We start from the raw sequence: 19,881 nt of genomic DNA, 5'->3' as shown, positions 1-19,881 counted from the left end.
AAGACGGAAGAGTTCGCTTTTTTGTTGATAAAAGTAGATAGTCGAAAAGAGGAAGTCTGCTACACTGAACAAAGAAGGAGGGGGTTAGATGTGAAAAAACCGTTGATCTATCTGATCCTAGCGATTGCTATTATCGGCATTGCCTATCAAGGTTATCAAACATATGATGCAAAACAAAAAAAAGTGGAGCAACAACAAAAACAAGTATCACAAGGTGGTCTCGAAGTAGGGATGAAAGCCCCGAACCTATCCTTGCGTCAAGAAGGAAAAACCATTGATCTAGACGAAATCAATCATGATGTCTTTGTCATTAATTTTTGGGCAACGTGGTGTCCACCTTGTAAACAAGAGATTCCAGAACTAAATGCCTTTGCACGACATACAGATGTACCCGTTTACGGGATCAATGTCACGACATCAGAACGACGTGTTTCGGATGTTGCCGATTTTCTGAAGCAGACACCTGTTGAATATCCTGTGTTATATGACCGAATGGGAACGTCAGAAGATGCTTATCGTCTCGTAGCAATGCCAGCGACTTATGTATTAGACCGGAAAGGAAAGATTCTTTCGAAGCACATCGGTCCTGTAACAGAACAGATGTTAAAAGAGATGGTGAAACGAACAGGAGGATGACAATGGAACTCCTATGCCACAACTGCTCCTTTCAACAAACATTCCAACTCGGTCAACTAGATGGTTGGCCGACATTTCCTGCTGTCTTGACGCAAGGGGTCGAAGCGTTCATGACAGGTCTCCCGCTTTGGTTCGTTCCGTCGATGCATGAACCGATTTTACAGCGGACGTATGTAGACGACTGGAATCGATTTCGATTAATTCAGCACTATCAGCTTTATCAGAAGGAATTAGCGGATGGTTGGGTACCGTATCAATTGGATTTATACCACTGTCCGACTTGTCACCGATTTTCGAATCGGTTTTGGTGTGCCCTATTTTTACAACTAGATGTCGTTCAACCACTTTACGAATGCCCACATGATCAGACGATACTAGAGCGAATCGAAATATCCGATATCGATCACTTTTCCTGCCCATCGTGTCATGGTCACTCCCTATATGTGCGTAGATAAAGCGAAAAAGCCATTCATTTCATGAAAGACTGATGAGAGAAACTCCTTCTCTATAGTCAATTCATGGTACTGAATGGCTTTTTATCGATCATCAACCCATTTGCCGAAACGAAAATGTTTGAAAGGAAGAGGGTGATGAATTACTGACATCTAACGTATAGGTTGTACCGTCAAAAATAATCGTATCGCCTAACCTTGCTTCAGGTGGTAAATAACGTCGTGGAATGAAACTTGAACCATTTTCCCATAGCAGGACAGCATATTTGCCGTCAAGTCGCTCCAGCGTACCACGTTTGATCATATTAACTCCTCCCACAAATTACATCGAAGTCATCCCTTGGTCGATCAGGAACGTACTCTCTCTCTATCATTCTTTGTAATTTTTAATCTTATGTTTGGTATATTCCCAGTTCATTTCATCTTTACACATGATTCTTTAAAAAAACGTGATTCCAAGCCGTTTTCGTCTTAAATCTGACGTATTTAACAGGAAATAAAGGAGATACTGGTAAGAAAAAAAGACCCGATAGGACATATCGGATCTTTAATATGAAATAGACTCAAGAAGCGAGAGATTGTTTTGTTTCGATTTTCGTTGGACGAAGAAATGCGAGTAAAAACGTAAACAATGGTGAAAGGAGTAAAAAGAATGCGAACGGGATGTATTCAGTTACCGGGACACCAAGAGTAGAAGCAAAGAATGCTCCAGAAACTCCCCACGGAATGAGTGGGTTGACGAGTGTTCCTCCATCTTCGAGTGAACGAGAAAGGAAACGCGGATCAATCTGACGCTCTTCAAAGATTTTCTTGAATGCTTGACCCGGAAGCAAGATGGACAAGTATTGCTCTCCAGCCATGAAGTTAACACCGATCGATGATAAGGCAACCGATGAAATGATGCTGCCATCGCGCTTCAATCGGGAAACCGTTCGTTCAATGACGACATCGATGACACCGATACCACGCAAGACGCCACCGAAAGCGAGCGCGAGCATGACGAGTGAAACGGACCACATCATCGATTGCAATCCACCTTTACTAATGATGGATGTAACCGTCTCACTAGAAGATTCTAGTTTTAATCCGTTCTGAATGACTGCCATCCAGTTCGAGATATTCCAGTTTCCTTGTACAAGACCTGTTAACAACAATCCACTTAAAACACCAGCAACAAGTGTTGGGATGACCGGCATCTTACGTAATGCTAACACCATGACGAGCAACGGTGAAAGCAACGTCCAAGGTGACAAGTCGAACAAACGAGCTAACTCCTGCTGTGTCGTTTGAACAACGGATGAATCAACATTTCCACTACTACGTCCGAAAATGAAGAATAAGATGAATGTGATCGTGATAGCGGGAATCGTCGTTCCCATCATGAAACGAATATGATCGAACACAGACACATTGACGATTCCGGGCGCGAAATTCGTCGTATCTGATAAAGGTGACATCTTATCTCCGAAACAAGCTCCACTGATGATGGCGCCTGCTGCAAGTGCAGGATTGACGCCCAGTGCGATTGCGATACCCATCAAGGCAACACCGACCGTACCGATCGTTGTAAACGAACTACCTGTAAAGGTCGAGACGACCATCGCAATCAGAAGAGCGCTCGGTGCGAACCAAGTCGCTGAAAGGGTCGATAACCCGAAATGGAGAAGGGTCGGCACTGCGCCACTCATCATCCAGACCGCGATTGTCATACCAACGAGCAACATGATCAAGATCGGTTTAATCGCTTCACGAATACCTTGAATCATATGGTGTTCGACGTCCTCGAACTTAAAACCGCGGTAAACGGCATATCCTGAGACGAAAATAAGACTAGACAAGATGGCAAGATGCGGTTCGGCTTTAGCACCGAATAACGCGGACAATAAGATGATGATACTGATTCCTAGGATAGCTGCGGATTCACGGAATGACATGCGCATGCTTCCACCTCCTTATATGAATATGAGAGTATGATAACGCTCTGTTGCTAACACGCTTTTATGCACAAAAGCATTGAACAAACGTAATACTAACGAATATTATGGAGGACGTCAACCATAAGAGTGTCGATAAAAAATATAAAAAAATAGAAATGTGACGATTTTTTGTCGTAAACGCTTTCTTTTTTTGTTCGAATCTTGCACAATAAGAAGTATCAAATGACATTTTTGTGAACGATGAGGAGGATACATATGTTTACATTGATTTTTGTAGTAGTCGTCGCGATCATGGGTGCAGGCGTATTTGGGATTGATCATCTCGTAGCGCAACGTGCGGAAAAGCGTTAAGTAGATGCGTGTAAAAGAAGCGTTGAAGGGACTGTCTTATAGAAGACAATCGCTTCAACGCTTCTTTTTTTGTGTAAAAACTAATAAAAATTCAATTGACAGTATAAATATACATATGTTTAAATCGGTATAACATTCTTTGAAGGGGAGCGTACTGATATGAAATGTACCATCATCGGAGCAACAGGATACACCGGAATTGAACTGATTCGCCTACTAGAATCACATCCTTCATTTGAGATCATATGCTTGATGAGTGACTCGATGGCGGGGGAATCCATGCATGACGTATTCCCATTTATGAATAAAAAAACATATTCCTCGTTATCTTCCTTTTCGGTGGATCATTTGATGGAAACCGAGACGGACATGGTGTTCTTAGCGACACCGAGTGGGATTTCAAAGCATTACTTAGAACAACTTCAAAACTGGTCCGGTTACGTCATTGATTTAAGTGGCGATTTGAGACTTCCAGCTGAAGCATATGCAACGTGGTATGACAAGGAACCTATTGATGCCCAGTTACAACAAAGAGCAACTTATGGATTACCAGAATGGAATCGTCAAGCTGTTACTGCGAGCAAATGGATTGCGAATCCAGGCTGTTACGCGACAGCAGTTTTGCTTGGACTAACACCATTCTTAAAAGAGAAAAAAATCGATCCATCTCAAATCATCATTCAAGCTTCTTCTGGTCTGACGGGAGCAGGGAAAACGTTGACGGCACAAACGCATCATGTCCATTCAAGCGAAAACGTTCGCTTGTATAAAGTGAATCAGCATCAGCACATCCCGGAAATTGAGCAGGCGCTTTTCGAATGGACCGGATCATCGCATCCGATTACGTTCTCGACCCAACTACTACCGATCAATCGAGGCATCATGGCGATTATGACGGTTCAGCCGTTGATCGATTTATCGGAAACGGAGTGGCGATCTTGGTTGACGGACCAGTATGCAACGGAACCATTCGTCCGAATCCAACAGGCTGATCCGGAAATCAAATCCGTCGTCGGGAGTAATCACTGTGATTTGACCGTTTATAAGGATGATCGGACAGGGCGAGTGACCATCGTTTCAGTCATCGATAACATGCAAAAAGGAGCTGCCGGACAAGCCGTTCAAAATGCCAACATTCTAGCTGGTTTTGATGAGACATCCGGTTTAACGCAACAGCCGATCTACATTTAATCAAGAGAAAAAGAAAGAGGAGGAACGCCTGTGTGGCAAGTACAAGTAAAGACCCCATTGACGATCACGACACCGAAGGGATTTCAAGCATCGGGAATACATGTGGGTCTGAAACGAAAGCGGAAGGATTTAGGTCTGATCTGGTGTGAAGTAGGAGCAAGCGCTGCAGCTGTCTATACGACGAATCAGGTGCAAGCAGCACCAATCACCATGACGAAACAAGCAATTCAGGCGTCACAAGGTCGTATTCATGCCGTCCTCGTTAACAGCGGGAACGCGAATGCGTGTACAGGGGAACTAGGGTTATCCCATGCGTATATGTCGCAACAAGCGATGGCGAAAAGTTTAAATGTTGCTCCAGAACAAGTCGCGATTGCTTCAACAGGGATCATCGGTCAACCGTTAGCCATTGATACGTTACTGGCAGGTATTCCACAGCTGATGCCTACAAATGACAAGGATGCCGCGGATGATTTTGCTCATGCGATCCTGACGACCGATACTGGTACGAAAACAGCTGGTCAACAATACATGCAAGGGGATGTCCAAATTTCAGTATGTGGCGTGGCGAAAGGATCAGGGATGATTCATCCGAACATGGCGACGATGCTTGGTTTCTTGACGACCGATGCAACGATTGAACCGGATGTCTTACAGACGGTGTTGCGTCGGACGATTCATCGGACGTTCAACTGCATTACCGTAGATGGAGACAGTTCGACAAATGACATGGTCATGATTTTAGCGAGCGGAGCTGCAGGGGGCGCAACGATCGTTGAAGGCACGGACGAAGCGTTGGCATTCGAACAGGCGATCGAAACGGTTTGCCAAGATTTAGCGAAACAGATTGCGCGGGACGGCGAAGGCGCGACGAAGTTGATCGAAGTGACGGTAGCGGGAACACAAACCGATGAAGTAGCACGAATGATCGCCAAACAAGTCGTCGGATCGTCTCTCGTCAAAACAGCCATCTTTGGGGAAGATGCGAACTGGGGACGAATCATCGCTGCTGTCGGAAGTATTAAGGAGCCACTCGATGTATCAAACGTTGACATCAAAATTGGTTCGCAGTGGGTGTTGCAACAGAGCATGCCTGTCTTATTCGATGAAGCAGTTGCATCGCAGGAACTGGCAAAGCAGGATGTCCATATTCATATCGATTTGCATGATGGAGTAGGACAAGGACACGCTTACGGCTGTGACCTGACGTACGATTACGTCAAAATCAATGCGAGTTACCGGACATGACGAAACGAAAAGTCATCAAACTAGGTGGTAGTGTGTGGGAGCAACTGGATGCGCGGTATTTCGAGGAATGGAAAGCGTGGGTCGAAACCGGTAACGAATTATTGATCGTCCATGGAGGTGGTCCTCTTCTATCGAGTTACTGTGAACAAGAGGGAATCAAACCCGTGTTTCGAAACGGTGTCCGTGTAACGACGGATGGTGTCTTACTCGGGGCGCGACGAATCTTAGCAGGGGAAGTTCAATCCGGTATCGTCCAGCAGTTGAATCAAGCGGGGATTCCTGCCGTCGGGATGAGCGGGTTAGACGGAGCAAGTGTTCATGGTAAAACAATCAAAGGACTCGGGGCAGTCGGTCAGATCACGCACATTCATCCACGATTATTCACGGTGTTGAGTACGAATGGCTATGTGCCTGTCGTCACATCCCTTGTCACAGGGGAGCAAGGTGTATTGAACAGTAACGGGGATGCGTGTGCGATTGCTGTCGCGAAGGCTTGGTCTGTCGATCGATTTGAATTGTTGACGGATGTCGAGGGTGTAAAAGTAAACGGTGACTATCAATTAGAAATCACGTCTGCAGCCATCGAAGCTGCGATAGCGTCGGGAGAAATCTACGGAGGAATGATTCCGAAGGTCGAAGCGATGATGCAGGCCACTCAGCATGGTATTCCAGAGGTCGTCATTCGGTCTGGGAAAAATGCGTTAGCTGCAGGGACACGAATCAAGGAGGAATTACATGAGTGCACTACTACCCACTTATCAACGTACTGATGTGGAATTGGTCAAAGGACAAGGGTCGATCGTAGAAGATGCGACAGGAAAGACGTATCTTGATTTCATCATGGGAATCGCTGTATGCAACACAGGGCACCGTCATCCTTATATTCAGCAACGGCTAGAGGAACAGTTGAATCAAATTTGGCATACGTCGAATCTGTTTCAAATCGCGACACAAGAGCGGGTCGCCGAGCGACTGACGGAAGACAGTCATCTCAGTCATGCTTTCTTTTGTAACAGTGGTGCGGAAGCGAACGAGGCGGCGTATAAACTCGTTCGAAAATGGACAGGGAAAACGGAAGTCGTCACGTTTAAACAGTCCTTCCACGGGCGAACGTTTGCGATGATGGGTGCAACAGGACAGGAGAAAATCAAAGCGGGATACGGGGAGATGGTGAATGGCTTCAAACATCTGCCGTTTAACGAGATGGAGAGTCTATCAGCGATTACGGAGCAAACCGCTGCCGTATGGCTCGAAATCATTCAAGGAGAGGGCGGAGTCGTCGTCGCCGACGATGCGTGGCTTGAAGCGTTGATGAAGAAGGCGCAGCAATACGATGTCAAAATCATCGTCGATGAAGTGCAGACCGGCATCGGTCGGACGGGCTCTCGTTTTGCATTTGAGCAGACGCCACTCGTACCGGATATCATCACTCTTGCGAAAGGACTTGGGAGTGGCCTCGCGGTCGGTGCGTTACTCGCGACGGAGGAGGCAGCGGAAGTATTCACGCCTGGATCGCATGGTTCGACCTTTGGTGGAAATCCACTCGCGATGACAGCTGCGGAAGCAACACTTGACCTCTTGTTAAGTGACACTGTCATGGCAGACGTTCAAGGAAAAGGCGAATATTTACGTCAGCAATTAGAAAAAAAATTACCCAAGTCGATCGTGAGTTCTATTCGTGGACGTGGCTTGATGATTGGTATCGAGTGTACGATGCCTGTTGCACCGCTGATTGACGCCTTACGTGAGAATGGTCTTCTCGTCGTCTCGGCTGGTCCTCATGTCATTCGCTTATTGCCATCGTTGTTCGTGACGGAACAGGAACTCATGCACGCCATCGAAAAAATACAACTCGTTTGTCAACAGGAGGTCATCGTATGAAACAATCCGGAAAACTAACGCTTGCGAACGGAACGACGTTTACCGGTTCGTGGCAAGGAACAGCTCCAGTCAAAGGCGAAGTCGTCTTTTTTACAGGAATGACAGGATATCAGGAAGTCTTGACGGATCCATCTTATCAAGGGCAAATTCTTGTCTTCACATACCCGTTGATCGGTCAATACGGTATTCAAGCGGAGGCGTCAGAAAGCAGCCAGATTCAAGTCGCTGGTGTCATCGTTCAAACATTAGCAGAGGACGGGGAAGGAACATCACTCGCGAGCTGGTTGAGCGAAGCGAATGTGCCGATTTTGTCGGGAGTCGATACGCGTTCTCTTGTGCATCTATTACGAACGGAGGGCGACCAATTCGGTGACATGGTGCAAGTGGATATGAGCGTCACTGCGTCAATCGACACAGCATACATCGCTTCTGTATCGACGACTTCAAACGTCGAATACGTACCGGAAGTCGAACAGGGGCACATCGTCTGTATCGATTACGGCGTGAAACAATCGATGATTGATGCTTTGCTTGAACGCCATATGCGTGTCACGGTCGTGCCATATGATACGACACCGGAACGGATTCAAGCGCTGGCGCCAGATGGTCTACTGTTTTCCAACGGACCTGGTGATCCGACGCAACTAGACCCGTTCCTTTCAGGAATCCATGAACTGGCGACGAGCTATCCGACACTTGGTATTTGTATGGGACATCAGGTTCTCGCTCATGCGTTTGGTTGTACCTTATTAAAACAACATCATGGACACCGAGGAGCGAACCATCCCGTACGTCATCTAGCATCCGGGCAAGTGTTCATGACATCTCAGAATCATGGCTATGCCGTTGATGTTAAAAGCATCGAAGCGTCTGAGATGGAACTTGCGTACGAACACATTAATGATGGGTCCGTTGAAGGATTGATTCATCCGGCTCTGCCAATCATGACAGTCCAGTTTCACCCAGAAGCGAGTCCAGGACCAACAGAGGCGATGGTCGTCTTCGATCAATTCGTAAATAGCGTATTACATCAGGAGGTAGCATATGTGGGATAAACAGAAAGTACTCGTCATCGGTTCGGGTCCGATCGTCATCGGGCAAGCAGCAGAATTTGATTATTCCGGCACACAAGCCTGTCAGGCGCTTCGAGAAGCGGGATGCGAGGTCATCTTAATGAATTCGAATCCGGCTACTATCATGACGGATCCGAGCACGGCAGATCATGTCTACATTGAGGCGATGACCCTTGAAAAAGCAACAGCCATCATCGAACAAGATCGACCATCCCATCTATTAGCGACGGTCGGTGGACAAACGGCACTCAATCTTGCGATGTCACTCGAAGAAGCAGGTGTACTTGAACAATACGGAGTCGAACTTCTAGGGACTTCGCTTGAGACGATTCGAGATGGGGAAGATCGCGAACGATTCAAGCAAAAGATGATCGAACTCGCGCAACCGCTTCCGGAAAGTCAAACGATCGAGTCGTTAGCGGAGCTTGAGGAATTCATGGCAGTACACGGGGTGCCACTCGTCATCCGACCAGCCTTTACACTCGGGGGAACGGGCGGCGGAATCGCGGTGACGAAGGACGAGGCACGTCTGTTAGCGCAGAACGGCTTACAAGCGAGTCCGATTTCACAGTGTTTGGTTGAAGTGAGTATCGCTGGCTATAAAGAAGTCGAATACGAAGTCATGCGTGACAGCGCAGATACGACAATCATCGTCTGCAACATGGAAAACATTGATCCTGTCGGTGTCCATACTGGAGACTCGGTCGTCTTTGCACCGATTCAATCGATTTCGGATCGAATGAATCAGCAATTGCGGACGGAAGCGCGTAAAATCGTGTCGCACCTCGGGGTCATCGGTGGATGCAACATTCAATTCGCGATCCATCCGACAGAAGAACGCTATTTCGTCATTGAAGTCAATCCGCGTGTCAGTCGTTCTTCGGCACTTGCTTCCAAGGCGACGGGATATCCGATCGCAAAATTAGCGACGCGTCTTGCGCTCGGTGAGCGACTCGACGATTGCATCAATCCTGTCACGAAAGAAACGATGGCAAGTTTTGAACCGACGATGGATTATATTACGGCAAAAGTGCCGTGTTTCCCGTTCGATCTATTTACTGGCAGTAACCGGACGCTTGGAACACAAATGAAGGCGACGGGTGAGAGCATGGCGATGGGGAAGACGTTAGAAGAAGCGTTACAAAAGGCGTGGCGCGGTGCAGGAGTCGAGCAATCGCCTCTTTATCCGACATGGATGAAAACAGCGGAATCGGATGAGCTGTGGAAAGAAGTGATGGCGCCGACAGATCGTCGCTTGCTTGCGATGCTCGCGCTACTGGATCGCAAGGAGACGACCGTCGAATCACTCGTCGAACAGACGAAAGTACAAGCTTTATTCGTCAAAGTACTTCAACGCCTTGTCGATCAGCAACAAAAAATCGATTTAACGGATGAAAGTTCTCTAAAGCAAACCAAAATGATGGGCTTTACGGACGAACAAATTGCGCTTCTGACGGGCGTTAGTGCTGTAGAGATTGAGCACTTACGTAAAGAAAAAGGCATCCTCCCTGTCTATCACATGATTGATACATGTGCGGGAGAGTTCAAGAGTGCGACTCCTTATTTCTACGGAAACTGGAGTGGTCAAACGGAAGTCACAGCATCGACGAAAAAGAAAGTCGCTGTCATCGGTGCGGGACCCATTCGAATCGGTCAAGGAATCGAATTTGATTATTGCTCCGTTCACGCGGTACGTGCATTGCAAGCATCCGGTTATGAAACGATCATGATTAACAATAACCCAGAGACCGTCTCGACCGACTTCGAAGTCGCAGATCGCCTGTATGTCGAGCCGTTGACACTTGAAGACGTCATGCATGTGCTAGAAGCAGAGGATTGCCAAGACGTCCTAGTCCAGTTCGGAGGACAAACGGGAATTGCGCTGGCGTCTGGTTTGGAGAACGCCGGTTATCATCTTCTCGGAACGACGGCAGATGTCATTGACCAAATGGAAGACCGTGAGCGGTTCTATCAATTTTTAGATGATATCGGTATCGATCGTATTCCAGGACAAGAAGTGGCGACGCATGAACAAATGACAGAAGTTGCAACAACGATCGGTTATCCGGTTATGATTCGTCCTTCCTATGTCATCGGAGGTAAAGGAATGCATATCATCCACGATCAAGAGCAATTAGAGACGATCGTGTCTGAATTGGCATTCCCTGTCCTCGTGGATGCCTACCTCCAAGGAAAGGAAATCGAAGTCGACTGTATTACGGACGGCACAACGACGTACGTTCCGATTTTGATGGAGCAATTGGAACGGGCAGGGGTTCACTCTGGAGATTCAACGATGATTCTGCCACCTGTATCGCTCAGCGCTACCGTTCAGAGCGAAATCGAGCGATTTGCACAGATGATCGGGCAACGAATGGATTATAAAGGAGCGTACAATATCCAATTCGTCTTGCATGACGATCAAGTCTACGTGCTAGAAATCAATCCACGTGCCTCCCGCACGTTACCAATCGTCGCTAAAGTAACCGGTCAACCGATCTTGCAGTGGGCAGTCCAAGCAGCGGTCGGTCAAGCGGTCGCACTACCAACGGAACAGACACAACTGGATTTCCATGCCGTCAAGACCCCTGTTTTTTCAACGTTGAAACTACAAGGCGTCGATCCGAAAACAGGTCCCGTCATGCGTTCGACAGGTGAAACGCTGCAATGGACGACAGATGGACTGGCGCTGGAACGTTTCATTTTCGACGAGACGACAAAACGACATTTGACGACGAGAGACATCATCGTTGCTGGAGCAGATACAGAGGCTTTCGGAACGAGTGTAGCATTAGATGAAACGATTGACTGGGCACAATGTGCGATTTTCTATTCGCACGTGATAGAAGAAAAAGCGAGTCGCGAAGCAGCGCTTGCTGCCGGGGTACAAGTCCTGACAGAACCTGAATTAGCGCATTATCATCTACAAGCGATAGAAAAGTCCCCTTATGCTGTGAAGCCACTTCATACATGGACAGAGCCGATCAAGGAGGAAGTAAAATGAAGACGATGCAACAACTAAAGCATTTCTTGACGATGGCGGAACTGACGCCGGAAGCACTGACGGAGCTATTGGCACTCGCGAAAGACATCAAGCATCAGCCGAGTGTCTACCAAAACGCATTAAGCCATAAAAAAGTGGCCTTATTGTTTGAAAAGGCATCGACGCGAACACGTCTATCGTTTGAGGTGGGTATCGTCGAACTCGGTGGACATCCGATCGTGCTAAGTGGAGCAGATATGCAAATCGGGCGGGGGGAGCCGCTCTCAGATACGATTCAAGTCATGAGCCGTTACGTCGATGCCCTGATGATTCGGACGTTCGGTCATGAGATCGTCGACACACTTGCGGCACACGGTACGATTCCAATCATCAATGGATTGACGGATCTACACCATCCGTGCCAAGTCCTTGCTGACTTGCTGATAATCGAAGAGACATTTGGAACACGATCTGGAAAGGTTTTGACATATATCGGGGACGGAAATAACATGGCCCATTCGCTGATGATTGGTGGAGCGCTCAGTGGAATGGAAGTTCGCATCTGTGCGCCGGAGGCGTATGCTCCTGATCCACAAATCGTTCATGAGGCACAAGTCATTGCGAAGGAAACGGGTGGAAACATCATCGTCATGACGGATCCTGAGGAAGCAGCGAGTGGTGCAGACGTCGTATATACGGATGTCTTCGCGAGTATGGGACAAGAAGAAGAAGCGACGATGCGTCTGCAAGCATTTGAAGGATATCAGGTTAATGCCAATATCATGAATCAAGCAAATGATGAAGCTATTTTCTTGCATTGCCTTCCGGCGCATCGCGGGGAGGAAGTCACGGCGGACGTCATCGATGGCAAGCAATCGGTCATCTTCGATCAAGCTGAGAATCGCCTCCACGCACAAAAAGCGTTGCTCGTCACATTACTTGGATAACCATAAAAGACTCGGTCACCAATTTGGCGACCGAGTCTTTTAGTTGAGCGAAGTTAATCATAATGGCGTCGGGCTAATCGTTCTTCTTGTTCTTTTTTGACTTGTCGCTTATTTTTTTCATGCAGACGTTTCATAAAAGGAGTCGTTTGCCAAGATGGAGCCCAGTCGGATTCTTTTCCGGCACGGAGGGCAAGAATATAATCATAGCTCTGATGAAGTCGTTCGATCATCTCTGTTCGGATATCACAAATGTGACCGTGTCCGGGAATCAAGAGTTTGACTTCATATTCATAAATGAACGACTCGAGTAACTCGAGCGTCGTCAAATACTCAGAGGAATCGTGTTCGATCAAGGGGATTTCAACGTCTGAAGCGTAATCGCCGCAGACTAACAAGTGAAGTGGCATGACGATGAAGGAAAGATGAGTCGCTTCATGACCGGGCGTCAAAAAGAAGATTAACTTCGTTTGTCCGATCGTTAAAATCGTCTCAGACTCATGGATGATATGTGTCACGTCTGGGAAAAGGACGGGAGAATCGATATAGAATTCATCATTAAAATCTTGTACGGCTTGGAGCGCTTCTTGTCGGTCGACATCGATGAACGGTTTAGAAGCGATGACGATGGCATCCGTAAAGGCATAGGCTCCTAAAATATGATCGAAATGGGCATGCGTATAGACGACGTATAATGGTCGTTCGCGACGCACGATTTCGACGTCTCGACGAATCGTTGCAATCTCATCGGGAAGCCAGCCAGGGTCGACGACGATCAGACAATCAGGCGTCTCGATTAATGTCGAAGTCGTTTTCATGAGTGTACTTTGATAGATCGTCACGCCGGGCATTTTCATCTGAATCATACGAATCCTCCTTTACGAATCTCTATCTATATCGTTGTATACCCATAAATTCGTTGGAATCATCAGCAGAATCAATAAAAAAGACGACTCGCACGTCGCGAGTCGCCTGCCCTCTAGAGGGAAATGGTCCTAGACCTATGTTATGTCATAATTGGAGCGGGTGAAGAGAATCGAACTCTCGTCATCAGCTTGGAAGGCTGAGGTTTTACCATTAAACTACACCCGCGTATTGGCTACATGAAATATAGTAGCATAGCAAAGAGGGCATTTCCATAACTTTTATGAAAAAAAGCAATTTCTTTTAAGATTCGGTGTACAATAATACTAGTTAATCGTTTCCAATGGTAATCTTGATTTGCAATATGGGTAAAGTTGGGTAGAGGAGAGAGTGTCTGGTGAATGAAGTGCGAGTTTGGAGCGAACAGCCGATGGGAAAAGGATGGAAGGCGATCTGTCACCATCAATTCGATCGTCATCGCTTATTGATAGGAGAGTGGTTCCATAACGTAGGTGTACTTGCTTTTTCCATCAATCAAGATGCGGATTTGCTACCGGATGTCCTTCCAAACACATTCGATCTGCCGCTCGTCTCGGAACGTGTGCAACGCGTCATTGCAGCATACGCTCCTTTTTCTGTACAATGTCTCAAGGTACATCTTGAGACGAAGGACGGAGTGGTTCCGTACTATCTTCTCAATCTCTTATCTGTCAGTCGGATCGAACATCTACATACGACGGATGTATTCCGTCCGGTCCCGAGACGACGCGTCTATTTTTTGACAGAGCGACGAATCAGCGATTCGATTTGTCCGCATCATCTTATGCGAGATGAGCGCACGCATCGCATGTTCGTCTCTGCTCAACTCGCTCGACAATTCGAGCGTATGGCTGTGACGGGTATCCGCTTTGAAGAGATACAACGAATGGAGGAATTCAAATGAAACAGTACACAGTCGATCATTGGATCACGCTAGAATATCCAAAGGTATTCGAATATCAAGAAGAAGAGACATATGTCAGTTTTTATTCGACGGATGAAAATGCGATGGGTACGCTCCAATTATCCATTTATGAGTCCGATTCAGAAGAATTGACACCGTATGAGGCGGCGGAACAAGAAATCAATCTGTTGGTGGAAGAGTTCGGCATCGAACTAACAGGAGCACTTGAAGTCCGTCGTAATTCAACAAAAGAAGCGTTGCTTGCAGTAGATGGGAAAGAAGAAGATATCTTCTTACGGATCTACGCGTATTCGGACGGGGAACGGTTAGTCTTATTGACGTACTCTGCAGAACGCGAGACGCTTGAAATCGAAGAAATCGAAGCGATGATTTCTTCACTGACTTGGATTCAATGAAGGATACGATAGAAGTGCAAAAGGCAACGGATCACAAGGATCCGCTGCCTTTTTTTATATCGATCGATGTGGCTTAAGAAGAACGGGAAGATGACTGTTTAGCTGCAGGATTGACTTGTTTATTCAACCAGCTCGCGATATCGGCAAAAACGCGGATGCGTTCGAACTCATGGAAGAGCTCATGACGTAACCCTCGATAAATCGTCAGCTGTACAGCATCAACACGGACACGATTATACATATCAAATAAATGATGAATACCTTTTCCGTCGAACGCGACCGCGTCATCCCCACCAGCAAGCAATAAGAGAGGCAAATGACGTGGATGCTGATAGATGGAAGCAAGTGCGTTGACGAGTTTCGTTGCGTGTAAGAGTTCGTGGAAGAACCCAAGCGTGACTGTTTGACCGGACAATGGATCTGCATCATAGCGCATGACGGATTGAGGATCCGAAGAGAGCCAAGCATTTTTAGAAAGTGCTGGGAAAAAGCGTAAGTTATACCGTCCGAACACGAGTTGTCCAAACCGTTCAGCAGGGTGTATTGCTGACAACTGATGGATTTGACGTTCGACGAGTTTTTGGCTGACATCACCGAGTAAACCTGTACTTGTCGGGGGTCCGCTCGCGATGATTCCAGCTACTGTATGACCGAGTGTTTGACCGATTCGGCGAGCAATCAACGAACCAAAACTATGACCGAAGATGAACACCGGTAGCGTCGGATAACGCTCTTTGATGTCAGAGACGAGTTCTTCTGCATCCTGCATCAATTGTTTAAACCCTTGATTCGGCTCGAGGTGTCCAAGTGTTCCGAGCTGTGCTGCTCGGGTTCCGAAACAGCGTAAGTCTGCGATGATCGTGTGGTAATGATGCGCATAGAGGAATTCGGCGAATTCCTCATACCGCGCGCCATGCTCCATCATCCCGTGAAAGACGATCACGACTCCTTTAGGGTCGTGGGCTTCGAGGCTATGCAATGTCGTAGTATAGCCGTCAGAGGCTATCCAATGTGAATGATCAATCGTCATGTAACTCATCCTCTCATTAAGAAAGTCCAAATACCTGTCCGTCTTCCGATACGCCCATGTGGAAGGCGGCAGGAACTGCCGGTAATCCTGGCATCGTTAATACATTCCCAGTCAATGCAACGATGAACCCTGCACCAACCGATGGACGGATTTCGCGGACCGTGATCGTGAAGTCTTCGACACGACCATAACGAGCAGGATCATCCGTTAAAGAAAAGGGTGTTTTTGCCATACAAATCGGTAACTCATTCAATCCCATCTCCGTACACCGTTCGAGTTCGCGGAGCGCTTTGTCTTCAAAATGAACGTCAGCTGCGCCGTAGACACGCTTTGCGATACGCTCGATCTTTTGACGAAGCGGTAAGACGTCAGGATACAGAGGGCGGAATTGGCTCGGTTCCTCAAGAGCTTGCATGACTTCCGTGACGAGTGCTTCGCCGCCAGCTCCCCCTTTACTGAAGACTTCACTTTCCGCGACACGAATATTACGATCCTGACACCATTCCAAGATCATATTCCGTTCTGCTTCCGTGTCGGTGAAGAAACGGTTCAAGGCAACAACGGCAGGGACACCGAACAGATTCATCGTCTCGACGTGTTTTTCAAGTAACGCAAGACCATCTGTTAAGGCGGCGAGATTTTCTTCGCTGAGTTGCGTTTTGTCGACACCTCCGTGCATCTTCAAGGCACGAATCGTAGCGACGATAACGACGGCATCCGGGTGAAGTCCGCCGATCCGTGATTTGATGTTGAAGAATTTTTCGGCACCTAAATCGGCTCCGAATCCTGCTTCTGTGACAACGTAATCACTTAGCTTCAGTGCAGTTTGCGTTGCAATCAAAGAGTTACAGCCATGTGCGATGTTCGCGAACGGTCCACCATGAATCAGTGCTGGTGTTCCTTCGACGGTTTGAACGAGGTTCGGGCGGAACGCATCTTTCAGGAGTAACGTCGCAGCTCCTGATGCCTGAATATCTTTGACTGTAACCGGCTGTTGATCGTACGTATAGGCGACGACGATGCGACTCAACCGCTGTTCAAGATCCGAAATGGAGTCTGCTAGACAGAGGACCGCCATGATTTCGGAAGCGACCGTGATGTCGAATCCATCTTGACGCGGCACACCATGCGCAGGACCACCAAGACCAATCGTAACTTGGCGCAAGGCACGGTCATTCAAATCAAGAACGCGTTTCCAGACGATACGACGCGGATCGATACCAAGGATGTTACCTTGATGCAGGTGATTGTCGAGCAAGGCACTGATTGTATTATGAGCAGATGTGATCGCATGCATATCGCCTGTGAAATGCAGATTGATCTCTTCCATCGGTAGAACTTGGCTATAGCCACCACCACACGCGCCACCTTTTAAGCCCATCGTCGGACCGAGTGAGGGTTCCCGTAAACAAATCATCGTCTTATGGTTTGCCCGATGCAACGCCTGTCCGAGTCCGACAGTGACGGTTGATTTTCCTTCACCGGCAGCTGTCGGATTGATAGCTGTGACAAGGATCAATTTCCCGTCAGATTTCGTTGCCAATCGGTTCAACAGTCCATCTGTCAACTTCGCTTTATACTTTCCGTACGTATCAAAATCCTCTTCTTGCAAACCAATCCGGTCCGCAATTTCTCGAATCGGGCGTAAGACGGTCTGTTGTGCGATTTCTAAGTCTGAACGAATGGTCTTTTCCATGGTATCGACTCCCTCTTTGATTGGATCTCTCTTTTTTCTAATAGTAGCGTATCTAGTGCGAACGCGCCAAAGGAAAACGTTCAATATTTTCCACCCAATGGGTCAAATGGTGACGTGTTCAAGTGTTAGAGAAAGACGTACTGTAGAGTGGAGGAGGGATGAAACAATGACATCTGGACAAAAGAAGTGGAAACGCGGTCTTGATTTTTGGCTCTTCGTCGGACCGGTCTTTCTTGTATTCGCAGTGATCGTGCTTGTACCGTTTTTCAATGGCGTTATGTATTCGTTCACGGATTGGAACGGTGTAACCGGAGAATTGAATTGGATCGGCTTTGATAACTATGTCCGTCTCTTTACGAGTGACGAGCAGTTCCAGCAGTCATTTTGGTTGACGACGAAATATACGGTCGTTGCCGTCATCTTAACGAATGTCGTCGGTTTCATCTTGGCGTTCTTATTGACACAAAATATTCGCACACGTAATTTCTTACGAACGATTTTCTTCATGCCGAACTTGATCGGTGGGTTGATCCTCGGTTTCGTTTGGCAGTTCATCTATGTCAAAGGCTTCGCATCGATCGGTGAATTGACAGGGTGGAGTATATTTGAACTTCCATGGTTAGGAGATGCCCGGACAGGATTCTGGGGTATCGTCATTGTTTCGATTTGGCAAGGTGGCGGTTACATCATGGTCATCTATATCGCGGCTCTGCAAAACGTGCCACAAGAGCTGATTGAAGCGGCAAAAATCGATGGTGCCAATCGTCTATCGACGTTACGGAACATTACGTTGCCACTGATCATGCCGTCGGTCACAATCTGTCTCTTCTTGACGATTTCATGGTCTTTCAAGTTATTCGATACGAACTTATCCCTAACGAACGGCGGACCATTCAAATCGACCGAGATGCTTGCTCTAAACATTTACAAAGAATCGTTTACGAATAATAATCTTGGACTCGGATCAGCGAAGGCAATCATCTTCTTCGTTGTTGTTGCAGCGATTACAGTCACTCAAGTCTATCTGACGAAAAAACGGGAGGTGGAAGCATGAGTACGGCACAACCATTACCCACTCCGCAAGAGGAGAAACCGAAGCGCTCTAAAAAGACGAGAGGTCGTTATTCACTCCGTCTTGGAACAGTCGAACTGGCAGCCTTATTGATGGGGCTACTGTACATGATCCCGTTTTATTACGTTGTCTCGAATTCTTTCAAGACGCAGGGCGATATCTTTACGAACACAACGGGTCTACCAAAGGAATGGATGACGTCCAACTATTCAGAAGCATGGGAAGCGATGAACTTCGGAAAAGTTTTTTTAAACTCCGTCATCATTACAGTCGGCGCTAACGCGGTCATCATCATCTTTTGTTCGATGGCGGCCTGGAAACTCGTCCGGACGAAAACACGCTTGTCGACGATCATCTTTTTCTTATTCGTTGCGGCGATGATCATTCCATTCCAGTCGATCATGATTCCCTTATCGAAATTGTCTGGTGATCTCGGATTGCAGAACAGTTATTGGGGATTGATTCTGATGTATCTTGGTTTTGGATCTGGATTATCAATCTTCTTATACCATGGATTCATGAAGTCGATTCCTGAAGAAATCGAGGAGGCGGCCATCATTGATGGTTGTTCACAATGGGGTGTGTTCTGGCGCATCGTGTTCCCATTACTCAAGCCCATCACGGTCACGATCATCATCTTGAACACGCTGTGGATTTGGAACGATTTCCTACTGCCATCGCTGATGTTACGAGACGTCGATTTACGGACGATTCCACTCGCGACGTTCTATTTCTTCGGTCAATATACGAAGCAGTGGGACTTAGCACTTGCCGGACTCGTCCTCGGGATCATTCCGTTATTGTTGTTCTTCTTTGCCTTGCAGAAACAGATCATTCAAGGAATTACGAGTGGATCGATCAAATAATTTTTGTAAGCGCGTTCTCGCTTCTGCGAGAACGCTTTTTTCATGATTCACACGTCAGATTAATCTGACAACTTTTATTTTTTTGAAAAAAAGTCTTTTCAAATGCTTGCGACCTGTTGTACGATGTTCTCAATTCAATTGTAACAACGACGTTGAAGGGAAGAGTAACACCTTGTACGACCGTATAGCGAGCTGGGGATGGTGAGAGCCCAGTCGGAAGCAAGATGCGAAGAACCTCCCGGAGTCGCTACCCGAACCCGAATGTCAGTAGGCGTAGCCGGAGTTGCCTGTCCGTTAT

General features: G+C 47.2%; 18 protein-coding genes, 1 tRNA gene and 1 other annotated feature (1 of these 20 cut by a window edge). Of the genes, 13 read left to right on the top strand and 6 right to left on the bottom strand.

Features of this window, described 5'->3' with window-relative positions; translation table 11 throughout:
* The first annotated feature begins 90 nt into the window (after positions 1–90).
* Both N179_RS12300 and N179_RS12295 read left to right on the top strand, forming a co-directional pair.
* Positions 91–636, top strand: coding sequence for a TlpA family protein disulfide reductase (locus tag N179_RS12300; protein WP_023467212.1), 546 nt, complete (start codon positions 91–93; stop codon positions 634–636).
* A gap of 2 nt (positions 637–638) precedes the next feature.
* On the top strand, positions 639–1,091 hold the full coding sequence (locus N179_RS12295; protein ID WP_075642960.1) for a hypothetical protein: 453 nt from the start codon (positions 639–641) through the stop codon (positions 1,089–1,091).
* A gap of 91 nt (positions 1,092–1,182) precedes the next feature.
* Here N179_RS12295 and N179_RS12290 read toward each other — a convergent pair whose 3' ends face one another.
* The gene (locus N179_RS12290) at positions 1,183–1,392 is read right to left on the bottom strand and encodes a DUF3006 domain-containing protein (protein ID WP_023467214.1); all 210 of its coding nucleotides are present in this window, start codon (positions 1,390–1,392) and stop codon (positions 1,183–1,185) included.
* Between the two features lie 259 nt (positions 1,393–1,651).
* Positions 1,652–3,028, bottom strand: coding sequence for a Na+/H+ antiporter NhaC (gene nhaC, locus N179_RS12285; protein WP_023467215.1), 1,377 nt, complete (start codon positions 3,026–3,028; stop codon positions 1,652–1,654).
* 507 nt (positions 3,029–3,535) lie between these two features.
* On the opposite strand from nhaC, the gene argC reads away from it, so the two are divergent.
* Genes argC through argF form a run of 7 tightly spaced genes read left to right on the top strand, consistent with a single transcriptional unit; the run spans position 3,536 to position 12,699 of the window.
* Positions 3,536–4,567, top strand: a complete 1,032-nt coding sequence (gene argC, locus N179_RS12280; RefSeq protein ID WP_055966654.1) for an N-acetyl-gamma-glutamyl-phosphate reductase — start codon at positions 3,536–3,538, stop codon at positions 4,565–4,567.
* A 30-nt stretch (positions 4,568–4,597) separates the two neighbouring features.
* Positions 4,598–5,815, top strand: a complete 1,218-nt coding sequence (argJ, locus tag N179_RS12275; RefSeq protein WP_075642959.1) for a bifunctional glutamate N-acetyltransferase/amino-acid acetyltransferase ArgJ — start codon at positions 4,598–4,600, stop codon at positions 5,813–5,815.
* Positions 5,812–6,585: an acetylglutamate kinase gene (gene argB, locus N179_RS12270; protein WP_075642958.1), complete on the top strand. Its 774-nt coding sequence runs from the start codon at positions 5,812–5,814 to the stop codon at positions 6,583–6,585. The genes argJ and argB overlap by 4 nt, the downstream gene beginning before the upstream one ends.
* A complete protein-coding gene (locus N179_RS12265; RefSeq protein WP_075642957.1) occupies positions 6,551–7,696 on the top strand; it encodes an acetylornithine transaminase in 1,146 nt (381 codons plus the stop codon). Before argB ends, N179_RS12265 begins: the two co-directional genes overlap by 35 nt.
* Complete coding sequence (locus N179_RS12260; protein ID WP_075642956.1) at positions 7,693–8,751, top strand: carbamoyl phosphate synthase small subunit; 1,059 nt, start codon at positions 7,693–7,695, stop codon at positions 8,749–8,751. The genes N179_RS12265 and N179_RS12260 overlap by 4 nt, the downstream gene beginning before the upstream one ends.
* On the top strand, positions 8,741–11,773 hold the full coding sequence (gene carB / locus N179_RS12255; protein ID WP_075642955.1) for a carbamoyl-phosphate synthase (glutamine-hydrolyzing) large subunit: 3,033 nt from the start codon (positions 8,741–8,743) through the stop codon (positions 11,771–11,773). Before N179_RS12260 ends, carB begins: the two co-directional genes overlap by 11 nt.
* The gene (gene argF, locus N179_RS12250; protein ID WP_075642954.1) at positions 11,770–12,699 is read left to right on the top strand and encodes an ornithine carbamoyltransferase; all 930 of its coding nucleotides are present in this window, start codon (positions 11,770–11,772) and stop codon (positions 12,697–12,699) included. Before carB ends, argF begins: the two co-directional genes overlap by 4 nt.
* A gap of 53 nt (positions 12,700–12,752) precedes the next feature.
* Here the strand turns inward: argF and N179_RS12245 are convergent, their stop codons facing one another.
* Positions 12,753–13,562 carry an MBL fold metallo-hydrolase gene (locus tag N179_RS12245; protein ID WP_075642953.1) on the bottom strand — a complete coding sequence of 270 codons (810 nt, stop codon included), beginning with the start codon at positions 13,560–13,562 and terminating at the stop codon, positions 12,753–12,755.
* A 152-nt stretch (positions 13,563–13,714) separates the two neighbouring features.
* Positions 13,715–13,788: transfer RNA gene (locus tag N179_RS12240), tRNA-Gly, on the bottom strand.
* 169 nt (positions 13,789–13,957) lie between these two features.
* Between N179_RS12240 and N179_RS12235 the strand changes: the two genes are divergently transcribed.
* Both N179_RS12235 and N179_RS12230 read left to right on the top strand, forming a co-directional pair.
* On the top strand, positions 13,958–14,503 hold the full coding sequence (locus N179_RS12235; RefSeq protein ID WP_023467228.1) for an imm11 family protein: 546 nt from the start codon (positions 13,958–13,960) through the stop codon (positions 14,501–14,503).
* Entirely contained in the window at positions 14,500–14,919 is a 420-nt protein-coding gene (locus N179_RS12230; protein WP_023467229.1) for a hypothetical protein, read from the top strand. The genes N179_RS12235 and N179_RS12230 overlap by 4 nt, the downstream gene beginning before the upstream one ends.
* A gap of 73 nt (positions 14,920–14,992) precedes the next feature.
* Here the strand turns inward: N179_RS12230 and N179_RS12225 are convergent, their stop codons facing one another.
* Positions 14,993–15,949: an alpha/beta fold hydrolase gene (locus N179_RS12225; RefSeq protein ID WP_041254998.1), complete on the bottom strand. Its 957-nt coding sequence runs from the start codon at positions 15,947–15,949 to the stop codon at positions 14,993–14,995.
* A gap of 16 nt (positions 15,950–15,965) precedes the next feature.
* Entirely contained in the window at positions 15,966–17,645 is a 1,680-nt protein-coding gene (locus N179_RS12220) for a formate--tetrahydrofolate ligase (RefSeq protein WP_075642952.1), read from the bottom strand.
* Positions 17,646–17,811: 166 nt separating this feature from the next.
* Here N179_RS12220 and N179_RS12215 point away from each other — a divergent pair, with 166 nt between their 5' ends.
* Positions 17,812–18,699, top strand: coding sequence for a carbohydrate ABC transporter permease (locus N179_RS12215; protein ID WP_023467232.1), 888 nt, complete (start codon positions 17,812–17,814; stop codon positions 18,697–18,699).
* Positions 18,696–19,583 (top strand): carbohydrate ABC transporter permease, encoded by an 888-nt coding sequence (locus N179_RS12210; RefSeq protein WP_023467233.1) that lies wholly within the window; start codon positions 18,696–18,698, stop codon positions 19,581–19,583. The genes N179_RS12215 and N179_RS12210 overlap by 4 nt, the downstream gene beginning before the upstream one ends.
* Before the next feature lie 143 nt (positions 19,584–19,726).
* Positions 19,727–19,881, top strand: a binding site (T-box leader); it runs 93 nt beyond the window's last position.

Source organism: Exiguobacterium indicum HHS 31 (assembly GCF_001939065.1).
Classification (GTDB): Bacteria; Bacillota; Bacilli; order Exiguobacteriales; family Exiguobacteriaceae; genus Exiguobacterium_A; species Exiguobacterium_A indicum.
The sequence above is the reverse complement of the archived record's forward strand: the minus strand, read 5'-3'. Positions and strand labels throughout refer to the sequence as shown.

Bases quoted from the DNA above. Each gene is read 5' to 3' on its own strand.
- N179_RS12295 (WP_075642960.1), top strand. From the start codon at position 639: ATGGAACTCCTATGCCACAACTGCTCCTTTCAACAAACATTCCAACTC.
- N179_RS12290 (WP_023467214.1), bottom strand. From the start codon at position 1,392: ATGATCAAACGTGGTACGCTGGAGCGACTTGACGGCAAATATGCTGTC.
- nhaC (WP_023467215.1), bottom strand. From the start codon at position 3,028: ATGCGCATGTCATTCCGTGAATCCGCAGCTATCCTAGGAATCAGTATC.
- argC (WP_055966654.1), top strand. From the start codon at position 3,536: ATGAAATGTACCATCATCGGAGCAACAGGATACACCGGAATTGAACTG.
- argB (WP_075642958.1), top strand. From the start codon at position 5,812: ATGACGAAACGAAAAGTCATCAAACTAGGTGGTAGTGTGTGGGAGCAA.
- N179_RS12265 (WP_075642957.1), top strand. From the start codon at position 6,551: ATGAGTGCACTACTACCCACTTATCAACGTACTGATGTGGAATTGGTC.
- N179_RS12260 (WP_075642956.1), top strand. From the start codon at position 7,693: ATGAAACAATCCGGAAAACTAACGCTTGCGAACGGAACGACGTTTACC.
- carB (WP_075642955.1), top strand. From the start codon at position 8,741: ATGTGGGATAAACAGAAAGTACTCGTCATCGGTTCGGGTCCGATCGTC.
- argF (WP_075642954.1), top strand. From the start codon at position 11,770: ATGAAGACGATGCAACAACTAAAGCATTTCTTGACGATGGCGGAACTG.
- N179_RS12245 (WP_075642953.1), bottom strand. From the start codon at position 13,562: ATGATTCAGATGAAAATGCCCGGCGTGACGATCTATCAAAGTACACTC.
- N179_RS12230 (WP_023467229.1), top strand. From the start codon at position 14,500: ATGAAACAGTACACAGTCGATCATTGGATCACGCTAGAATATCCAAAG.
- N179_RS12225 (WP_041254998.1), bottom strand. From the start codon at position 15,949: ATGACGATTGATCATTCACATTGGATAGCCTCTGACGGCTATACTACG.
- N179_RS12220 (WP_075642952.1), bottom strand. From the start codon at position 17,645: ATGGAAAAGACCATTCGTTCAGACTTAGAAATCGCACAACAGACCGTC.
- N179_RS12215 (WP_023467232.1), top strand. From the start codon at position 17,812: ATGACATCTGGACAAAAGAAGTGGAAACGCGGTCTTGATTTTTGGCTC.
- N179_RS12210 (WP_023467233.1), top strand. From the start codon at position 18,696: ATGAGTACGGCACAACCATTACCCACTCCGCAAGAGGAGAAACCGAAG.